Source organism: Pseudenhygromyxa sp. WMMC2535 (genome assembly GCF_011083025.2).
On sequence record NZ_JABJWV010000001.1, the window covers coordinates 4,815,955 to 4,835,035 of the forward strand.

The 19,081-nt window shown below is 69.0% G+C and carries 16 protein-coding genes; 11 read left to right on the top strand and 5 right to left on the bottom strand.

Annotation, left to right across the window (positions count from 1 at the left end; genetic code table 11):
* Window positions 1-8 precede the first annotated feature (8 nt).
* The 10 genes from G6O69_RS18850 (at window position 9) to G6O69_RS18895 (ending at window position 10,187) form a co-directional block, all read left to right on the top strand.
* Complete coding sequence (locus G6O69_RS18850) at window positions 9-1,031, top strand: peptidase MA family metallohydrolase (protein WP_172304893.1); 1,023 nt, start codon at window positions 9-11, stop codon at window positions 1,029-1,031.
* A gap of 197 nt (window positions 1,032-1,228) precedes the next feature.
* Window positions 1,229-1,840 carry a YeeE/YedE thiosulfate transporter family protein gene (locus G6O69_RS18855; protein WP_172304894.1) on the top strand — a complete coding sequence of 204 codons (612 nt, stop codon included), beginning with the start codon at window positions 1,229-1,231 and terminating at the stop codon, window positions 1,838-1,840.
* A gap of 10 nt (window positions 1,841-1,850) precedes the next feature.
* Entirely contained in the window at window positions 1,851-2,279 is a 429-nt protein-coding gene (locus G6O69_RS18860) for a DUF6691 family protein (protein ID WP_255216407.1), read from the top strand.
* A complete protein-coding gene (locus G6O69_RS18865; protein WP_172301258.1) occupies window positions 2,276-2,482 on the top strand; it encodes a hypothetical protein in 207 nt (68 codons plus the stop codon). The genes G6O69_RS18860 and G6O69_RS18865 overlap by 4 nt, the downstream gene beginning before the upstream one ends.
* A gap of 18 nt (window positions 2,483-2,500) precedes the next feature.
* A complete protein-coding gene (locus G6O69_RS18870; protein WP_346017148.1) occupies window positions 2,501-3,520 on the top strand; it encodes an alpha/beta hydrolase in 1,020 nt (339 codons plus the stop codon).
* 98 nt (window positions 3,521-3,618) lie between these two features.
* On the top strand, window positions 3,619-5,070 hold the full coding sequence (locus G6O69_RS18875) for a gamma-glutamyltransferase (RefSeq protein ID WP_172304898.1): 1,452 nt from the start codon (window positions 3,619-3,621) through the stop codon (window positions 5,068-5,070).
* A gap of 398 nt (window positions 5,071-5,468) precedes the next feature.
* Window positions 5,469-7,472, top strand: a complete 2,004-nt coding sequence (locus G6O69_RS18880) for a hypothetical protein (protein WP_172304899.1) — start codon at window positions 5,469-5,471, stop codon at window positions 7,470-7,472.
* A 37-nt stretch (window positions 7,473-7,509) separates the two neighbouring features.
* Window positions 7,510-8,295, top strand: a complete 786-nt coding sequence (locus G6O69_RS18885; RefSeq protein WP_172304900.1) for a crotonase/enoyl-CoA hydratase family protein — start codon at window positions 7,510-7,512, stop codon at window positions 8,293-8,295.
* Between the two features lie 24 nt (window positions 8,296-8,319).
* Window positions 8,320-8,979: a 16S rRNA (guanine(966)-N(2))-methyltransferase RsmD gene (gene rsmD / locus G6O69_RS18890; protein WP_217909865.1), complete on the top strand. Its 660-nt coding sequence runs from the start codon at window positions 8,320-8,322 to the stop codon at window positions 8,977-8,979.
* A complete protein-coding gene (locus G6O69_RS18895) occupies window positions 8,976-10,187 on the top strand; it encodes a pyridoxal phosphate-dependent aminotransferase (protein ID WP_172304903.1) in 1,212 nt (403 codons plus the stop codon). Before rsmD ends, G6O69_RS18895 begins: the two co-directional genes overlap by 4 nt.
* A 160-nt stretch (window positions 10,188-10,347) precedes the next feature.
* Here the strand turns inward: G6O69_RS18895 and G6O69_RS18900 are convergent, their stop codons facing one another.
* From G6O69_RS18900 to G6O69_RS18920, 5 genes are all read right to left on the bottom strand, one after another.
* Window positions 10,348-11,130 carry a sigma-70 family RNA polymerase sigma factor gene (locus tag G6O69_RS18900; RefSeq protein WP_176396949.1) on the bottom strand — a complete coding sequence of 261 codons (783 nt, stop codon included), beginning with the start codon at window positions 11,128-11,130 and terminating at the stop codon, window positions 10,348-10,350.
* Window positions 11,131-11,655: 525 nt separating this feature from the next.
* A complete protein-coding gene (locus G6O69_RS18905) occupies window positions 11,656-12,780 on the bottom strand; it encodes a fibrinogen-like YCDxxxxGGGW domain-containing protein (RefSeq protein WP_255215814.1) in 1,125 nt (374 codons plus the stop codon).
* Window positions 12,781-13,079: 299 nt separating this feature from the next.
* Window positions 13,080-14,213: a fibrinogen-like YCDxxxxGGGW domain-containing protein gene (locus G6O69_RS18910; RefSeq protein WP_255215815.1), complete on the bottom strand. Its 1,134-nt coding sequence runs from the start codon at window positions 14,211-14,213 to the stop codon at window positions 13,080-13,082.
* Between the two features lie 278 nt (window positions 14,214-14,491).
* Window positions 14,492-15,592 carry a fibrinogen-like YCDxxxxGGGW domain-containing protein gene (locus G6O69_RS18915; protein ID WP_255215816.1) on the bottom strand — a complete coding sequence of 367 codons (1,101 nt, stop codon included), beginning with the start codon at window positions 15,590-15,592 and terminating at the stop codon, window positions 14,492-14,494.
* Between the two features lie 228 nt (window positions 15,593-15,820).
* The gene (locus G6O69_RS18920) at window positions 15,821-17,158 is read right to left on the bottom strand and encodes a peptidoglycan DD-metalloendopeptidase family protein (RefSeq protein WP_172304907.1); all 1,338 of its coding nucleotides are present in this window, start codon (window positions 17,156-17,158) and stop codon (window positions 15,821-15,823) included.
* 129 nt (window positions 17,159-17,287) lie between these two features.
* Here G6O69_RS18920 and G6O69_RS18925 point away from each other — a divergent pair, with 129 nt between their 5' ends.
* Window positions 17,288-19,045 (top strand): tetratricopeptide repeat protein, encoded by a 1,758-nt coding sequence (locus G6O69_RS18925; RefSeq protein WP_172304909.1) that lies wholly within the window; start codon window positions 17,288-17,290, stop codon window positions 19,043-19,045.
* Window positions 19,046-19,081: the final 36 nt, after the last annotated feature.

Genomic DNA, 19,081 nt, shown 5'->3' on the forward strand with positions numbered 1-19,081 from the left:
GTTTGCCGATGTTCACCACCACTCGCCAGCTCCGTCGACGTCTGAGCCTCGGGCGCGGTGTCGCGCGCTTCGTGGCCGCCTTGCTCCTGGTCCTCGCGTTTTGGACGCTCGGGCCGCAGACGGCCAAGGCCGAGCAAGGTCGCCTGGATGGGTGGACGCTGGCGAGCGCGAGTGAGGAATTGGTCGTCGGGCGGGCGGTGATCCGTTACGAGCCGGGCACGGCCGAGCAAGCCTTCGAACTCGCCAAGCTGCTACCCGGGTGGTGGTCGGAGATCGAGCAGACCCTCGGGCGTGACCTCGACGACAGCATGACGATCCACGTGGTCAGCCACGCCGGGCGGGTGGCGCAGGCCACCGGCATGCCGCGCTGGGTCTCGGGCGTGGCCCACCCGCCCCGGGGCGAGATCGCGATCTCGCTGCACGACCCCGACGGCTCCCCGAGCGAGCTCTCGACCCTGCTGCGCCACGAGCTGGTCCACGTCGCGCTCTTTCGTGCCACCGCGGGCGCCGAGCTCCCGCGCTGGTTTCACGAGGGCGTCGCCGACAGCGTCGCCAACGAGGTCAGCTTGATGCGCGCCGAGACCCTGGCGGGGGCGATCTTTGGCTCGGGGGTGCCATCGCTCCCGGCGCTCGAGGCGTCCTTTCATGGCGACGCCCGCCAGGCGTCCATCGCCTACGCGGCGGCGCGGGACTTCGCCACGTGGCTGCGTTTTCACGACGCCGAAGGCGGCGAGTTTCGTCAGCTGCTCAGCCAGCTCCGCAAGGGGCGGGGCTTCGAGCAGTCCGTGAAGGACGCCTACGGGAGCCCGCTCGCTGCGCTCGACGAGAGCTGGCGCGAGGGGCTCTCGACGCGCTTTTTGTGGTACCCGCTGCTAGGCTCGGAAGGGCTCCCCGTGCTCTTGCTCGGCCCTCTGGTGGCGTTGGCGTGGTTTAGGCGTCGCCAGCGACTGGCCGCCGACTGGGCGCGCCTCGAGGCCGAGGACGCGCTGGAGCGGACAGCGCGGCTCGGCCTCGCGCCTCTCGCTTCCTAGGAGCCCGTGGTGAAACCCAACACGACACCTGGCTTGGTCTTTTCGCCGAGGGCTTTGTCGCCAAAACTTGCAGTACGCCCGGTACAGCGGCGTTTTGGCTTCGCGCCCTCGACGAAAAACCCGGCGCCAGGAGCCGCGCTGGGTTCCACCACGGGCTCCTAGGCACTCCAAAGACGCCGAGAGAGTAGACTGGGGAGGTGCACTATCTCCCTTTTTGGCTCGGAGGCCTGGTCCTCGGAGGCGTATGCGTGTGGCTGTGGTTGCTCGAGGGGCGGACCTTGGGCGTCACGGGCCAGGTCACGCGTCTCGTCGAGGCGCTCGCGGATCCCGAGGCGGAGCAGGAGGCCGTCGAGTTCTCCATGCGCGACCCCGACGACGTGCTCGCGGCGCTCGCTGCTGCGACCGCGGCGGAGATCGGGATCGAGGTCGACGCGCCCAAGTACAACCAGGCCGACGGCTCGCGCCTCGACATGCAGCGCCACGTCCCGCTGCAGCGCCGCGTGCTCTTCTTGGTCTGCATCGCCCTCGGGGCGATGGCCGCCGCGCTGTGGGACGGGAGCTTTGCTTTGCGCTTCGACTTTGGGGCCGCGCACACGGCCCTGACCGGGGATGGCTGGCAGCGGGTGCTGCTGCTCCTCGGCGGGGGGATCGCGGTCGGCTTCGGCACGCGGATGTGTGGCGGCTGCACCTCGGGCCACGGGCTCAGCGGCTGCGCGCGCATGGTCCCGCGCAGCCTGCTGGCCACGGGCATCTTCTTGGGGACGGCCATCCTCTTCACCCTTGCGACCAACGCCCTGCTGGGGAGCTGAGCTCGTGACCATGAACGAGTTCATCCGTACCCTGCGCTTCGCCGTGCCAGGCATCCTCTTGGGCGTGGCCCTGCACGCCGTCGGCTTCACCAACTTCGACGAACTCCACGAGATGTTCTCGCTCGAAGACCCGCGCCTGTTTTTGACCTTCGCGGTCGCGGTCGCGGTCACGGCCGTGGCCGTCCACACCGCGCGGCCCAAGGCTCGGGCGCGCCTGCCTCGTGGCCCGGTGCACCCGGGGATCGTCCCCGGGGCCGCGCTCTTCGGCGTCGGTTGGGCGCTGACCGGGGGCTGCCCCGGGGTCGTGTTCGCGCAGATCGGCGAGGGGCAGCTCCTCGCGCTGATCTCCTTGGCGGGGGTGTTCGCCGGCAACTGGATCTACGGGGTCGTCCACCGCCGATTCTTCGAGTGGGACACCGGGAGCTGCGACATCGGATGAACGACAAAGCCAAGACTCGAGCGGGGGAGTGCCCCCACGCCTACGGCTGCGCGCTGTTTCCAATCCTGCGGGCGAGCAGCGCCATGGAGTACTGGACGCAGGCCTACTGCACGGGGGATTACGGCCGCTGCGCTCGCTTCGAAACCCTGTCGAAGGGGCTCGCCGTGCCGCCCAACTTGCTGCCCAACGGCAAGAAGATCTGATAGGACACGGCCTTGGCCGTGTCGAAGCTGCAGGTCGTCGAGGAGCGCGTGCACGAGGTGGTCGTGCACGAAGGCCACCGCGCGCGCGTGCGCTGGCAGCTGCTCGAGCTCGTGCCCTCGGACGGCCAGCCGGCGCTCGCGGTCCAGCGGACGGTCGCGGCGGGGGCGGAGCAGGCCCCGCGCACCCGCGGCACGGTGATCTTGGTCCACGGCCTGGCCCAAAACAGCCGCAGCTGGCAGCTCTCGGGGCGCTCCTTGCCGGCGTGGCTGGCCGAGCGCGGCTACGAGGTGCTCAACGTCGACCTGCGCGGCCACGGGCTCTCGCGGCGCCTGGGCTCCTTGCCGGCGCGGCGCTTCGACGACTACGCCGACGACCTGGTCCGCCTGGTCCATGCGCTGCCGCGGCGGCCCTTCGTCGCGGGCCACTCCATGGGCGCGGCGGTGGCCATGCGCGCGGCCCCGCGGGTGGCCCTCGCCGGCCTGGTCCACTGGGCTGGCGTCTACACCTTCGCCCGGGAGAACCTCGCCCTGCGCGGCGCGGCCCACCTGAGCCTGGCCATGTCCGGGTTGCTGCCCGAGGGGGCGGCGATGAGCTGGCGCCCCGCCGGTCGGCTGATCAGCCGGCTGCACCGCGTCGCCGAGCCGCTCAATTACATCGCGCCGATCCGCGGCTGGGGCTGGCGCTCCTTCGAGCGCCCGCTGCTGCGCGAGCGCGTGACCGAGGGCTTCGACGTGACCAGCTTCGCGGTCATGGAGGAGATGAGCCGCTGGGCCCTGGGCGAGCCCGTCGACGACGGCGCCTTCGCGGCCCTCGAGGACCTGCCCTTGCTGGTGCTCTCGGGGACCGCCGACAAGCTGGCGACCGTGGGGGACGGGCGGGCCTGCTACGAGACCTCGCGCAGCCGCGACCGGACCTTCTTGGTGTTCTCGCGCGAGGTACATGGTTTTTCCCCCGGACACCTCGACATCGTGCTCGGGGCCAAGGCGCCGGCGCTGATCTGGCCCGAGGTCCTGTCCTGGCTGGACGCGCGGGCCTGAGAGTCGGCCGGCGCGCGCTGCCGCCCCGGTGGCGGGCGAGGGGGACAGGGGCGCCTCGAGGCTGTGTCCGGCCCTGGGCTGCGAGTACACTCCGCGACGTGTCAGGCGTCGTCTCAGCTGGAAGTCTTCAGACCGCCGAGGCCGGCGCGGCGATCCTTCGTGCAGGCGGGAACGCCGTCGACGCGGCCTTGGCTGCGGCCTTGGCCTGCTTCGCGGCGGAGCCTCTGCTGGCCTCGGCCGGCGGCGCGGGGATCATGGTCCTGCGACCCCCGGGCGGTGACCCGGTAGCGATCGACTTCTTCTCGGTCGTCCCCGGCCTCGAGGGCCGCCCGGAGCGCCTCGACTTTCAGGCGATCGAGATCGACTTTGGGGCGGCGGTCCAGGCTTTTCATGTCGGCCGGGCGTCGGCCTGCGTGCCCCTGGTCTTCGAGGGCGTGGCCGCGGCCGCCCAGCGCTTTGGGACGCGGCCGCTCGCCGAGCTCGTCGCGCCCGCGGCTCGCATGGCCCGCGAGGGGGTCGTCGCCGACGCGCTGACCGCCAGGACCTTCCGCCTGCTGTGGCAGATCCTCCGCCGCGACCCCGAGTGCATGGCCGAGATCGCCGAGGGCCTGCCCTGCGATCGCCCGCCGGGGATCGGTGAGCGCGTCCGCAACACCCGGCTCGCCGACACCCTCGAGGCCTTCGCGGCCCTCGGCGCGACGCCGCCAGCGCTGCAGCGCGGGTTGATCGAGGAATTCGGGATCGCTCGCGGCGGGCTGATCTCGGCCAGGGACATCGAGACGGCCAGCGTCAACGTGACGGCGCCACACCAGTTCACCCTCGGCGAGTGGCAGATCGCGACCTCGCCGCGGCTGGGCGGGCGCTTGGTCGGGATGATCGCCGAAGCCCTGGGCGAGCAGGCCGAGAGCGACGAGGACACCGAGGTCCTCCGCCAGGCCAGGGCTTCGCAGGCAGGACACCGCGCGCGCCTGGCCTTGCCGCCGCCCGGCGTCCGGGGCAGCACCACGCACGTGTCGGTGGTCGACGGGGAAGGGGGCGCGGCCTCCGTCACCTTGACCGCAGGCGAAGGCTGCGGGCACGTCGTGACGGGCACGGGCGTGCACATCAATAATTTCCTCGGCGAGGAAGACCTCAACCCGGCGGGCTTTCACCTGCACGCGCCCGGTGCCGCGCTGCCCACGATGATCGCCCCCACGCTGGCCATGCACCCCAGCGGCCGGGTCGTCGCGCTGGGCAGCGGCGGCTCCAACCGGATCCGCAGCGCCGTGGGCCTGGTCCTCGATGGCCTGGTGCGCGGGCGCTCGATCACCGAGGCCGTGACCAAGCCGCGGGTGCACGGAGAGGATCACGCCGTGTGGGTGGAGCTCGCGGAGCGCGGAGATCCGACGGGGATCCGAGCTCGCCTCGCCGAGGGCTTCCCGGCAGTCCATGACTTCTCGACCCGAGACTTCTTCTTTGGTGGCGTGCACGTGGCCGAGCGCGGCCGAGCTGGCGAGCTGCGTGGCATCGGGGATGCGCGGCGCAACGGCGCGGCGGTGATCGTCGACTGAACGGCGTATGTGTCTGGCACCAAGTGGCCGGCTGATCTTTTTACAGATTTGACAAAAAAAACCTGATCGATCTTCGTCGTTCGGGATACTTAAAAAACGGTGACCACTCACCATCTCGGCTCGTAGCCGACCTCGGCCCCGCGGACCGGAGCGTGCGCTCCTGTGTCGTCGTCCGCGGATTCGTCAGGGGAGCTTCGGGGGGAGGACCCCGTCGAGGTCGGCTCGAGTCGAGGCTCATGTCTTCAGGGAAATTTTCGTGACGTAAACACGGGCTCGTGGACATTGAGTTGTTGGGCGGTCAGGCGCCCAGGTGAGACCAAAGCGGCGAGTCGGGGGGCTCGCTGGCCCTGACCATTTTTTCACGCGAGACGCCAGGGCGAGAAGAGGGAGACACCACAGTGAAGCATCATCGGACGCGAGCGACCTTGACCTCGACTGGGCTCGGGCTGCTGCTGATGGCGCCGGGCTGTCTTCCGGATCTTCCTGGGACCGACGACGAGTGGGGGGGGACCCTCGACGAGACGATTGGGGACGAGCTGGGGGAGACCACCTTTGGTGAGGAAGAGAGCTCCTCGGAGGAGGAGAGCAGCTCGGAAGAGGGGAGCTCCTCGGAAGAAGAGAGCAGCTCGGAGGAAGAGAGCTCCTCGGAAGAAGAGAGCAGCTCGGAAGAAGAGAGCTCCTCGGAGGAAGAGAGCTCCTCGGAGGAAGAGAGCAGCTCGGAAGAAGAGAGCTCCTCGGAGGAAGAGAGCTCCTCGGAAGAAGAGAGCTCCTCGGAGGAAGAGAGCAGCTCGGAGGAAGAGAGCTCCTCGGAGGAAGAGAGCTCCTCGGAGGAAGAGAGCTCCTCGGAGGAAGAGAGCTCCTCGGAAGAAGAGAGCTCCTCGGAGGAAGGGAGTTCCTCCACGGAAGAAGAGAGCACGGAAGAAGAGAGCACGGAAGAAGAGAGCACGGAAGAAGAGAGCTCCGAGGAGGGCACCTCCGAAGAGACCGGCAACGAGGAATTCTGCGGCCTCGTCATGCACTCGCGCCGCAGCCTGATCGAGACGGCGCCCGCGGCCCTCGATGGGACCTCTCTGGAGGAGCTGCTCGCTCAGGCCGCGTCGACCACGGATCTCGTCGCCGACGCGGACTTCACCTACACCCGGCTCTTCGACAGCTTCACGACCTCGGACGCGGGCGTGCTGGCTGGCGGCTCGCACTGCGACGACGAGCTCGTCGACGGCCAGGCGACGCTCAATGGCTTCCCGCTCGCTTGCCCCCGCGATGAGGCCGAGCACGTCAGCGACCTCGACAGCTGGTTCCCGGTGGCCTACGTCAACCGCTTCGACCTCGCGGCGGCCGACGGCAGCGACTGCGGCGAGCAGCGGGTGATCATGGCCAGCAACAGCCTCGGCCGGGCCTTCATCATCTTCGAGGCGCGGATCCCCAACCCCACTCCCGAGTGCGGGCCCGCGGCCTGCATGCCCGTGGCGACCTTCTGGGCCAAGCTCGGCCAGATGGAGGACCCCGTCGAGCGTGGGGAGCAGCTGCGCGCGGCCTTCCTCCACGGCCACGAGGACCTCGAGGCGGCGGGCTTCGAGCCGTTCATGACCGGGGTCAACATGACCTTCGGCTCGGGTCAGATCCGCACCAACACCTTCGACGACAACCCCTGGACCCTGCGCCAGTTCGAGTTCACAACCGAGGACGATCGCCTTGGCGTGGTCGAGGTCCCGGTGTCGAACAACTCGCAGGCGCGGCTGTGGAACGACCTCGACGATCACCCGGCGGGCCTGGCCTGTCGGGCCAGCATCCTCGCCAACCTCGACAGCCTGGTCAGCGACAACGTGGCGCGCATGGACCTCCCGCTCGCGCCGGCCTGCTTCGCGGCGGAGAGCCGCGACAACGACGGCGAGATCGACTACGCCGAGGCCCTGCTCGCGGGCAGCGGTGAATTCGAGGCCTCGCTGGCCGAGAAGCTCGAGGAGCTCGGCAGCGACCTGAGCCCCGTCGAGGTCGCCAACCGGGCGGCCTTCGCCAGCAACTGCATGGGCTGCCACGCCAACGCCAACGGCTTCGACCTCGGCCACGGGATGTCGGCGCCCTCGTCCATGGGCTTCGTCCACGTCAACGAGCTGTTCACGCAGACCTGCGACGGCCTGCCCTGCTTTGCGATGTCGCCGGCGCTGCGCGAGGAATTCCTCCCGGATCGCGAGTCGGTCATGGAGGACTACCTCGACGAGTTTTGCGAGGCGGTCTGTGATCCCAGCGGCGCGGCGGATGCCGACGCGCTGCTCCTGGGCCCCGCGACCGTGGGCTTGCCCGACGGCTACACGCCCCTCGACGAGCTGCTCGCCTGGGAGCAGGCCTACGAAGGCTCGCTCGCGCCGCTGACCATGGGCGGCCGCCCGCGCTCGGTGCACTGAGCGGCGGGCGGGCGCGGATCGCTGCTAACCTCGGCCAATGTCCGAGTCCGCTCCGCCCGAGGGCCGCGTGACCACCGAGGTCCACGGCCACCTGCTCACGATCACCATCGATCGCCCGGCCAAGTACAACGGCTTCACGCCCGAGATGCTCGACCAGCTGGCGGCCGCCTACACTCGCCTCGAGGACGAGGACGCGCTGTGGTGCGGCCTGCTCGTCGCCGAGGGCAAGCACTTCACCGCGGGCCTCGAGCTCTCGCGCTTCGACATCACCAAGGGGCTCAGCGACGCGACGCAGATCGATCCCCTCGACCTCCACGGCCGCCGGCGGACCAAGCCCGTGGTCGCGGCGGTCCACGGGATCTGCTTCACCATCGGCATCGAGCTGATGCTGGCCGCGGATCTGGTGATCGCCGAGCGCGGGGTTCGCTTCGCCCAGCTCGAGGTCCAGCGCGGGCTGATGGCCTACGGGGGGGCGACGATCCGCATGGTCGAGCGCGCCGGCTGGGGCAACGCCATGCGCTGGCTGCTGACCGGCGACGAGTTCGACGGCGAGACCGCGCTGCGCCTGGGCTTCGTGCAAGAGCTGGTCGATGCCGGCGAGGGGCGGGCGCGGGCGCGGGCGATCGCCGAGCGGATCTGCGAGCAGGCCCCGCTGGCCGTTCGCGCGAGCCGGCGCTCGGCTCAGCTCGCGGCAGAAGAGGGCGCGGCGGCGGCGATCGCCGCCTTCCCCGAGCAGCTGGCCGCGCTCGCCGGGAGCGAAGACTTTGCCGAGGGTGTGCAGTCCTTCCGCGAGCGCCGAGCCGGGCGTTACGTGGGCCGCTGAGCCAGCGCGGCCCGAGGCGTTCGCGTGCGTGAGGTCACCTACTCGAGGCTACGGGCCGCCCGTGGCCTCGGCTATCCATCCCGAATGCAGCGCGTGGTCGCAGGAACGCTCCGAGGGCGCCGGCTGCTGTCCTTGCCAAAGGCGGTCTCGGGGGTGCGCCCGAGCTCGAGCCGGGTGCGCGGGGCGATCTTCGATCGCCTCCAGCGCGAGGTCGTGGGCGCTCGGGTGTTGGATCTCTTCGCGGGCTCCGGCGCCCTGGCGATCGAGGCGCTCAGCCGCGGGGCGGCACACGCGACCTTGGTCGAGCGCCAGGCTGGGCTGACCCGCTTCTTGGCCGAGCAGCTCGCGGCCCTCGAGATCTCCGCGCGCGCACAGGTAATTCACGACGACGCCCGCCGTTTCCTGTCGCGCGACCGGGGTGCGCAGGCGGCTTTCGATCTGGTACTGGTGGATCCTCCCTATGCCGAACTCGACCTCTACGGCGAGGTGCTCACGAAGCTCGTCGAGGCCGATCCTCGCACCGGCGCCAGCTGGCTGGCGCCCGAGGCGGTGATCGTGGTCGAGTATCACAAGCACAAAGGCCGGCGCCCGGCGATCGTCGTGCCGGCGGGCCTCGTCAGCGAGGCCGTCCGCGACCACGGGCAGACGGCCCTGGAATTCTTCGAACGAGCGAGTCAAGCATGAGCCATCCCCTCGACATCAACGCGCGCGCCAAGGCGATCCAGCCCTCGGCGACCCTGGCGATCTCGGCCCGCGCCGGTGAGCTGCGGGCCGCGGGCCGCAAGGTCTACAACTTCAGCGCCGGACAGCCGGACTTCGCCCCGCCCGCCGGGGTGACCCGCGCCGTCACCGAGCGCCTCGCCAACGCGCCGGTCGGCTACGCCCCGGTGCCCGGCACCCCCGAGCTGCGCGACGCCGTCGCGGCCGAGCTCGCCGCCTACCACGGCGTCGAGATCCAGCGCGGTCAGGTGGTGGTCTCGTGCGGGGCCAAGCACAGCCTGGCCAACCTGTTCATGGTCACGCTCTCGCCCGGCGACGAGGTCGTCTTCCCCACGCCCTACTGGGTGTCCTACCCGGAGATGGTCCGCCTCGGCGGCGGCGAGCCGGTGATCGTCGAGTGCCCGCGCAGCCAGGGCTTCAAGCTCCAGCCCGAGCAGCTCGCCGAGGTCGTCGGACCCAAGACCAAGTTCTTGCTGCTCAACAGCCCCAGCAACCCGGCTGGCGTGGCCTACTCTCACGCGGAGCTGCGCGCCCTCGCAGAGGTCCTGCACGCGCGCGCCCCCCAGGCGTGGATCCTCAGCGACGACATCTACCGCAAGCTCGTCTACGGCGACGCCGGCCACGCCTCGATCGTCCGGGCTTGCGCGGGCATCCCCGGCCTCGAAGAGCAGATCGTCCTGGTCGACGGCGTGTCCAAGAGCCACGCGATGACCGGCTGGCGGATCGGCTTTTTGGTCGCGCCCGCGCCCATCGCCGCCGCTGTCAACGCGCTCCAGGGCCAGACCACCTCGGGCGCCTGCACGCCGGCGCAGTGGGCCGCGCTCGCGGCACTGACTGATCCCGAGTGCATCGCCGCCGTCGACGAGATGCGCGGCCGCTTCGCCGAGCGGCGCGAGGCGATGATCGCCGGGCTGCGCTCGGCCGGCGTCGAGCTCGTCGAGCCCGACGGCGCCTTCTACGTGTTCCCGGACTTCTCGGCGCTCTGCGGCGAGGGCGAACGCTTCGCCGACGACCTCGCCCTGGCCAGCTTCCTGCTCGAGGACAAGGGCCTGGCCACGGTGCCCGGCTCGGCCTTTGGCGCGCCAGGCCACCTGCGCCTGAGCTTCGCCTGCGGCCTCGAGGACATCCGCGAGGGGCTCGCGGCGCTCGAGCAGGCGCTGGCCAGCGCCTGAGCGAGGCGAGGGTGACCTGGCGCCTGCGCGGGCCGGGTCACCCTCCGTGTATGTATCGTTTCCTCGGCCAGCGTTTTCACATTGGGAAATCGCAAAACCGCGTGCTGAGGATTCACGTGGCGGCGAGCCCGGCTGCACGGGATGACGAGCGAGCCGCCGCTCAAGACCCGCAGGGGCCGTCGGTGAAGAACTTACCGAGCTCGTAGAGCTTGTCCTCGAGGTCCGTGTCGTCGATGGCCGCCTCCTCCGACTGCTGAAGATCAGCCTGGAGAGCCAGCCTCGCGGTGCGCAGGCGACCGCGGACGGTGACCTCCTTGATCTCGAAGACCTTGGCGATCTCCCGCGGGGGGACGCCTTGCCAATAGTAGAGCTCGAGCAGGAGCTTGGTCTGCGTGGGGAGGCGACGCACGCAGTGGAGCAGGCGAGTGTGGCGATCGAGAGAGGCGATGATCCGCGAGGGGTTGAGGCCGCTGTCGTCTTCGACCGAGTGGGTCAGGGGATCGAAGTCCGACTTTCCGCGGTAGCGCCGTCGAAGGTGGTCGTAGAGCACGTAGCGGGCGATCCTCAAAGTAAACGTCCGAAAGCTCGCCCGGCCTTCGAAGGAGGGGAGGGCGGAGGTCAGGCGGGTGAAGGTCTCCTGAGTCAAATCTTCGCGTTCGCGATCACTGACCGAGTTGATGAAGAACCGGCGAACGGCGTCGAAGTGGCGATCGTAGAGGTTGTTCCCTGCGCGCGAGTCTCCACCTCGCCACAGCGCGAGCAAGGTGAAGTCGTCGTCCTCTTCGTCCTCACTCATGCTCGCGCGGACCTCGAGGGCGCTCGCCCGGCTCTGCGGCGCTCCCTGTGTCCGCGGCGGATCACCTTTACAGCTGGCCTGGCATGGGCCGCGTGGGTAGCTGATGACTGTTGGATCCCTGGGCTCCAAGATCTGCGTCGTGTACATGTCGTCCCCAAATGGCGAAGTTGGCTCATTTTCTGTGTCGCCTCGCAGACGTTCGTTTGCTCCGAATCGACCTGGAGCCGAATTTTGTGATCAGCACCTCATGGCGCTGTGCCTATCTTCAGTAGCGTTTGGGCCTTACACCTCGAAAAATCATCCCAGAGCGATACCCAGAGCGATATATTTAGAGGTCCAAGGTGGGCGAACGAGAATGTCGAGGTCCGCTGGTATCGGCGATACCGTCCGCTCTGTGCATGAATTGGAGCATTTCCGGACTGGTCGGGGGGGGCGGGTTTCTCTCTGGCCGTGCGCGAGTTTGAGCATTTCAATTTGTCGCTCGGGCTTCGGAGGGCAGGGCGAAGTCCAGTGGCGGCCAATGAGTGAGGGAGCTCTCTGGCTGAGGAGGGATGAGGTGATCGCGCATATTGGGCCTGCGCGCGTGGAGGTGCTGAACAAATCGGCCGGTCGCTCGCAAGCTCCGAGCGGCCGGCCGATTTGTGAAAGGGCCTCAACGATGTCGCTGTGAGATCAGCGCAAGTAGACGGCGCCGCTCCACCATGGGTACCAGCCCTCCGACTGACTGCCGGCCTCGCCCCAGCCGATGCGGAAGGCGCTGCTGGTCGTATCGACGGCGAAGGTCGCCATGTCCTCGGGGAACACTGTCTCGCAGTCGAAGCAGTCGATGCCCGCGGCCAAGGTCGCGCCAAAGCTGGTCGTGGGTCCGGTGTTCTCGGCCGCGCCAAAGGACACGTCGCCGAGGGTGCCCTGGCCGGCGCTGGCCCAGTCGCTCTGCACGAAGGAGGCTGGGTTGATGTCCGAAGTACCGCCGGCCCCCGCGTTGGCCTTGATGATGAACTCGGACAGGTAGAAGGCCTCGAAGGTCGGGGGAAATTCGATGTCCCAGTAGTAGGTGTGGCTCCCGCCCGCGTCCTGGGTGAAGGGTCGGCAGGTGTCGTCGATGCCCTCGGTGGGGGCGGCCTCGACCGCGGTGACGAGGGACTCGAGGTCGCCGTTGCAGGTGTTGGTGACGAGCAGGCCGGTCCAGCCGCCGCCATCGGTGTCCATGTCACAGTCGACCTCGAACACGGCGTCGGGGCCCATGACGCCGACCTGGTAGGCGCCGCTCTCGGCGAGGGCGTCGAACTCGAGGATCTCGAGGCAGCTGGCGGGGACGATGCAGCTGGCGAGGCAGCCGTCGGCGCTGTCTTCGTTGGCGTCGTCGCAGGTCTCGGGGCCGTTGACCTCGGCGTCGCCACAGTGGGGCCCGAGGCTCATGCAGTCCTCGGCGCAGCCGGCGTAGGACCCGTCGTTGACGCCGTCGTCGCAGACCTCGTCGCCGTTGACCTCGCCGTCGCCGCAGACTGCCACGTCTCCGTCGGTGGTGTCGCCGTCGGTGGTGTCCGTGGTCGAGCCCTCGGTGGTGTCGGAGGTCGCGTCGTCCGTGGTGTCGGAAGTGTCGGAGGTCGCGTCGTCCGTGGTGTCGGAGGTCGCGGTGTCGGTGTCGGTGTCGGTCGAGCTGGTGTCGGCGGTGGTGCTGGCCTCCTCGCCAGAGCTGTCGATCTCGTCGTCGCCGTCGGTCTCGGTGTCCGGGTCGGTGCTACTCGAGCTGCCCTCGGTGCCGGTGTCGTCACTGCAGGCGAAGGTCCCGAGCAAGCAAGAGGCGAAAAAAAGGGTCGATGCGCGGTGTTTGATATTGAACATGAAGAGCTACTCCTGTCTGTTCAATTTTCGAGATCGATGGTCGCGACCTCAACCACCACGAGGTTGGGAAGCAGGGGCAAAATCCCCTCGAAGTGGCCATGGATGGCGCGTACCTGCGCCTCGATGCTCGACCTCGCACTTGCGCGCGAACCCAAGCATCGACCACGGAGCGACACGATTGAAGCGGCCGGCACCTCGCGCGCTGCGAGGGCCGGCCGATCGTGTGAGCGCTCAGCGATGTCGCGTCGAGCTCAGCGCAGGTAGACGGCGCCGCTCCACCACGGGTACCAGCCCTCGGTCTGACCGCCGGCCTCGCCCCAGCCGATGCGGAAGGCGCTGCTGGTGGTGTCGACGGCGAAGGGCACCATGTCCTCGGGGAACACGCCCTCGCAGTCGAGGCACTCGAAGTTGGCGTCCAAGGTCGCGCCAAAGCTGGTCGTGGGTCCGGTGTTCTCGGCCGCGCCAAAAGACACGTCACCGACGCCAGCGCCCTGGTGCGCGATGCTCCAGTCGCTCTGGGCGAAGGTGCCAGGGTAGATGTCCGAGGTGTCGCCGGCGCCCGCGTTGGCCTTGATGGTGAACTCGGACAGGTAGAAGGCCTCGAAGGTCGGGGGGAACTCGATGTCCCAGTAGTAGGTGTGGTAGCTGGAGGTGTCCTGGGTGAAGGGTCGGCAGGTGTCGTCGATGCCCTCGGTGGGGGCGGCCTCGACCGCGGTGACGAGGGACTCGAGGTCGCCGTTGCAGGTGTTGGTGACGAGCAGGCCGGTCCAGCCGCCGCCATCGGTGTCCATGTCACAGTCGACCTCGAACACGGCGTCGGGGCCCATGACGCCGACCTGGTAGGCGCCGCTCTCGGCGAGGGCGTCGAACTCGAGGATCTCGAGGCAGCTGGCGGGGACGATGCAGCTGGCGAGGCAGCCGTCGGCGCTGTCTTCGTTGGCGTCGTCGCAGGTCTCGGGGCCGTTGACCTCGGCGTCGCCACAGTGGGGGCCGAGGCTCATGCAGTCCTCGGCGCAGCCGCCGTAGGACCCGTCGTTGACGCCGTCGTCGCAGGCCTCGTCGCCGCTGACCTCGGCGTCGCCACAGATGGCCGCGTTGCCGTCAGTGGTGTCGCCGGTTTCGGTGGTGTCGCTCTCAGCGGTGTCGCTCTCAGCGGTGTCGGTGGTGTCGGTGCTCGCGTCGTCGGTGGTGTCGGAAGTGTCGGTGCTCGCGTCGGTGGTGTCGGTGCTCGCGTCGTCGGTGTCGGTCGAGCTGGTGTCGGCGGTGGTGCTGGCTTCTTCGCCAGAGCTGTCGATCTCGTCGTCGCCGGCGGTCTCGGTGTCCTCGGTGTCGCCCGAGCTGTCCTCGGTGCCGGTGTCGTCACCGCAGGCGAAGGTCCCAAGCAAGCAAGAGGCGAAGAAAAGGGTCGAAGCGCGATGTTTGATATTGAACATGAGGAGCTGCTCCTGTCCGACCGAGTGTCGAGATTGCTGGGCGCGGGCTCAACCACCACGGGGTTGGGGCTCGGGCGCAAAAACCTCTCATTGTGGTCATGGAAGGCGCGAGCTCGCGCTTCGAAGCTCGACCTCGCGCTTGCGATCTCCTGGCACGCATCATCTGCGGACCAGGAGATCGGGCACGCGTGGCGCTCAATCGCGTCGCGTCGCGTCGCGTCGCGTCGAGCTCAGCGCAGGTAGATGGTGCCGCTCCACCACGGATACCAGCCCTCGGCCTGCGTGCCGGCCTCGCCCCAGCCGATGCGGAAGGTGCTGCTGGTGGTGTCGACCTCGTAGAGCTGGAGGTCGTTCGGGAAGGGGGTCTCACACGCGCTGCAAGACAAGCTCTCGTCCAAGGTCGCGGCGAAGCTGGTCGTGGGTCCGGTGTTCTCGGCCGCGCCAAAGGACACGTCGCCGACGCCAGCTTCGGAGCCCAGATAGGCGAGCTCCCAGTCGCTCTGGACGAAGACGTCTGGGCTGATGTCCGAGGCGAGGTCCGTGCCCGCGTTGTCTTTGATGGTGAAGCCGGACAGGTAGAAGGACTCGAAGGTCGGGGGGAACTCGATGTCCCAGTAGTAGGTGTGCGGGCCCTCGGCGTCCTGGGTGAAGGGCCGACAGGCGTCGTCGATGCCCGCGCTCGGGGCGGCCTCGACGGGGGTCAGGGTCGACTCGAGGTCACCGTTGCAGGTGTTCCCGACCCGAATGCCGGTCCAGCCGCCGCGGTCGGTGTCCATGTCGCAGTCGACCTCGAACACGGCGTCGGGGCCCATGACGCCGACTTGGTAGGCGCCGCTCTCGGCCAGGATGTCGAAGTCGAGGATCTCCTGGCAGCTGGCCGGGACGAGGCAGGTGGACAGGCAGCCGTCGGCGCTGTCCTCGTTGGCGTCGTCGCAGGTCTCGGGGCCGTTGACCTCGGCGTCGCCGCAGTGGGGGCCGAGGCTCATGCAGTCCTCGGCGCAGCCGCCGTAGGACCCGTCGTTGACGCCGTCGTCGCAGGCCTCGTCACCGTTGAGCACGCCGTCGCCGCAGACGGGCGCGTCACCCTCGGAGGTGTCGGCCTCGGAGGTGTCGGCGCTCGTGCCCTCTGAGGTCGCGTCGTCGGTGTCGCTCGAGTCGGACTCACCGGAGCTCGAGTCGGCGTCGGCGCTCGTGTCGTCGGTGTCGCCGGAGTCGGACTCGCCGGTGGTGCTGGTGGCGTCGCCCTCCGAGGTGTCGGCGCCCTCGCCCTCCGCGCTCTCGGTGCCATCATCATCGTTGCATTCATCACCATCGCCGCCGGGGCCATGCATGCAGGCGAATGTTCCGAGTAGTGATGTTGCAAATAGAAATGTCGAGGTGTGTCGTTTTATGGTCGTCATGGGTGACTGATCCTGTCGCCCATCAATTACGAGATTGTCCGTCGCGGGCTCAACGGCCGCGGGGTTGGGGTCCAAGGGCAAATGTCTCCCCCATTGTGGTCATGCACAATGCGGGAGGGCGAGGCTGTGAAAAATGGGGGTGTCGATTGTATATGAGTGTCAGCTGTTGCCGTGCTGACTGATTGGGGCGCTTCGCCTGCGAGGAATGGCGGCGAGACCGAGCAGCCCCAGCAGCAGACCGAGCCGCTGACCCCCGGGCTCGTCGCTCGCGCTCGAGCAGCTGCAGCCTGCGTCTTCGCTCGCGCCTGCGTCGAGCCCTGCGCCCGCTTCATCGTCACCGCCGGACTCGTCACCCTCGCCGGACTCGTTGCCCTCGCCGCCCTCGCCGCCCTCGCCGCCCTCGCCGCCCTCGTCTTCATCCGCGACGCAGAGGCCGTCGACGCAGCTCGCCCCGGGGTCGCAGCCGCCCCCGGCCGTGCACGCGCAGCCGGGCTGACCGATGGGGCAGTCCTCGCCGCCCTCGTCACCCTCGTCGGCGTAGGTGAAGCGGACGCTGTCGTAGGCCAGGGGCACCATCAGCGCGTAGTCCTCCCCCGTGTTGTCCGGGAGCTCGATGAACTCGTCGCCGCCGCCGTCGAAGTCGAACACGCCCAGGCTCTGCCAGCCCTTTTGCGCGGCCTGGTCCACGCCGACCTCGTCGATCTCGCCGGCGTGGTGGACGTGGTAGACGGCCCCCTGGGCGTCGGCCGAGGCGCTGGGGATGTGAACCTCGACCTCGTAGTCGCCGGGGACCTCCACGCCAAAGCGCCAGCGGCCGTAGGTGTCGGCGTAGTCGGCCGCCGTCGCGGCCGTGTACCAGTGGTGGCCGTCGAGGCCCTCCTCGGCGTCGGTCCACCACTGCGTGAAGCGATCGAAGCAGCGGACCTCGCTCTCGCTGATCGTCGTGGTTGTTCCGGCCAGGGTCGCCGGGCACGGCCCGCAGTTCTCGCTGACCACCGACTGGCCGTAGGCCACGACGCCGTAGCCGTAGAACTCCGCGGGGATCGACTGGCACCACCACGAGCCGCAGACCTCCTGGGTCTGGTAGTGAAGGTGCGGCCCGCAGGTCCAGCCGGTCAGCCCGACGCGGGCGATCACATCACCGGTCTCGACGACGTCGCCGACCTCGAGGTTCGAGGACTCGCCCTCGACGTGGAGGTAGAGCCCGGCGGTCCCGTCTTCGTGGTCGATGACCACGTGATTGGACAGGTTGGCGTAGTCGCTCGAGCAGCCCCCGGTGGTCGAGTCCATCTTGACGTGCGTGACAGTCCCGCCATGGACTGCGTGAATGTCGGTACCCAGGGGCATGCCAAAGTCCCAGGCGTACTGGGCGTAGCCCGTGTGGCTGGTCTCGCCGCCGTTGCCTTGCGTGCAGCTGTAGATCCCCTCGCAGGCCCAGGGTGCTTCGAACACCGGGGAGGACAGGAGCGAGGTGAGGGCGAGGGTCGCGGCGAACACGGCTCGAAAATACCCCGATCACCGGCCACAGGAGGGGGCAGGGCGCTCGAAAATACGCCGAGCCCACCCGCCGAACGGTGAGAAATGAGTGATTTGAAATACAAAATGTAGAGGGATATAAGCGGGCCCATGTCCACGAAGACGGTTGCCCCCAAGGGCGAAGGCGCGCAGCGGCGCGCGCGGAGGTTGGCGCTTGGTTTGTCGGTGGTGCTCGCCGGTGGCTGCGCCTACTTCACGGACGCGAAGACCAAGATGGAGGAGGCCGCGCTCGCCGAGGACGCTGGCGACGAGGCCCGCGCGGAGGAGCTCTACCGCGAGGTCATGCGCAGCAAGAAGGGCACGGACGCCGAAGATGCCCGGCGCGCCCTGGTCTCGCTGCTGCTCGGTCGCGCCTCCAAGATGATGGAGAGCGACCCCGACACGGCGCTGCCGATCTACCGCGAGGCGCTCTCGCTCAGCCCCAACCTCGACGAGCCGCGGATCGCCTACGCCCGCGCGCTGATGAAGGTCGAGCGCTACACCGAGGCGATCGACGTGCTGATGGAGAACAAGGACTGCCGCGGCTGCAAGAGCCTGGTCGCGGTGATCTACATCGAGCGCGGCCACGCGGGCATCCGCAACGGCGACTACGCCGACGCCCTGTCCGACTACGACCAGGCCCTGGCCATGCAGCGCGACCCGCTCACGGTGCTCGCCAAGCTCGAGGCCTACATCCAGGGCAGCTACGGCGAGGCCGCCGACGCCGTGGCCTTCCTGGATCAGGCGCTGCGCCTGATGCCGATCGACCAGATCGGCGTCCAGCAGGTCTGGTGGGACAAGCGCCAGGAGGTGCTCTACCACGCGGCGACCCGCGGAGAGCACGGCGCGCTCAACTCGATCTTGGCCCTCCAAGATCCCCGCGCCCGCGTCGACGAGCATCAAAAGCTGATCGACCTGCTCAACTTGCGGATGTACGCGGCCTCGCTGCAGATCTACATGCGGGCCTACGACGAGGGCACCCAGCGCGGGCTGGCGACCTTCGCCGACGCCGAGAAGCAGCTCTCGGGCGCGGAGCTCGAGAGCCTGCGCCAGACCCTGCTGGGCTTGTTCATGCAGCGCGTGGCCGCGCACATCGCCGCCGGCGAGACCCGCGAGGCGATCGAGTTCGCCAAGCAGGCCCTGGTGCTCGAGGACACCAACCAGACCCTCAACCTCCAGCTGATCATCGCAACCTCGATGCGCAACAGCGGCGACGCCCGCAAGATGCTGGCCGACTGGGAGAGCCACCCCGCCTACGGGCGCATCCGGGCCGTGGTCGAGACCGCCTACGCGGCCAAGATGATCGAGGTCGGCCAGTTCGCCGCGGCGCGCAAGGCCATCGAGCGCGCCGAGCGGGCGGCCCCCGACCTGCTCGAGACCGCCCTCGCCCGCGCCGAGCTCGAGGCCGAGGTTCGCCTCGAGGGCCTGCGCAAGGTCTGGGTCGAGACCTTCCGGGCCGACGATCCCTTCAGCTACCCCAAGGCGCGGATCAACGCCTACGGCCGCTCGCTCGCCGCCCTGCGCCTGGCCCAGAGCCTCTACACCGACGCGGCCGCCCGCGACTATCTGCGCGGGCCTCAGGTCGCCACGCGCATGGCCGCGCTCGAGCAGCGCATCAAGGCCTTTTACCCCTACGAGGCCGAGTGGATCGGCGGCGAGGACTGCTACGTGGTCGTGACCCGCGAGGAGGGCAGCGGGACCAAGATCAAGGTCACCGGGCCCAAGAAGGTCCACGAGGCCGAGGTCCCCGACGACGGCGAGGCGGAGGTCAAGCTCGAGGCCTCGGGCCTGGCGATCGTCGAGACCGAGGCGGGCACCCGCAAGCTGCTCTTCGCCGAGCCCGGGGTGAAGATCATCGTCGCGCTCTGAGGCTCCCCGCTCCCGAGCCCAAACGCAGCGCGGGCG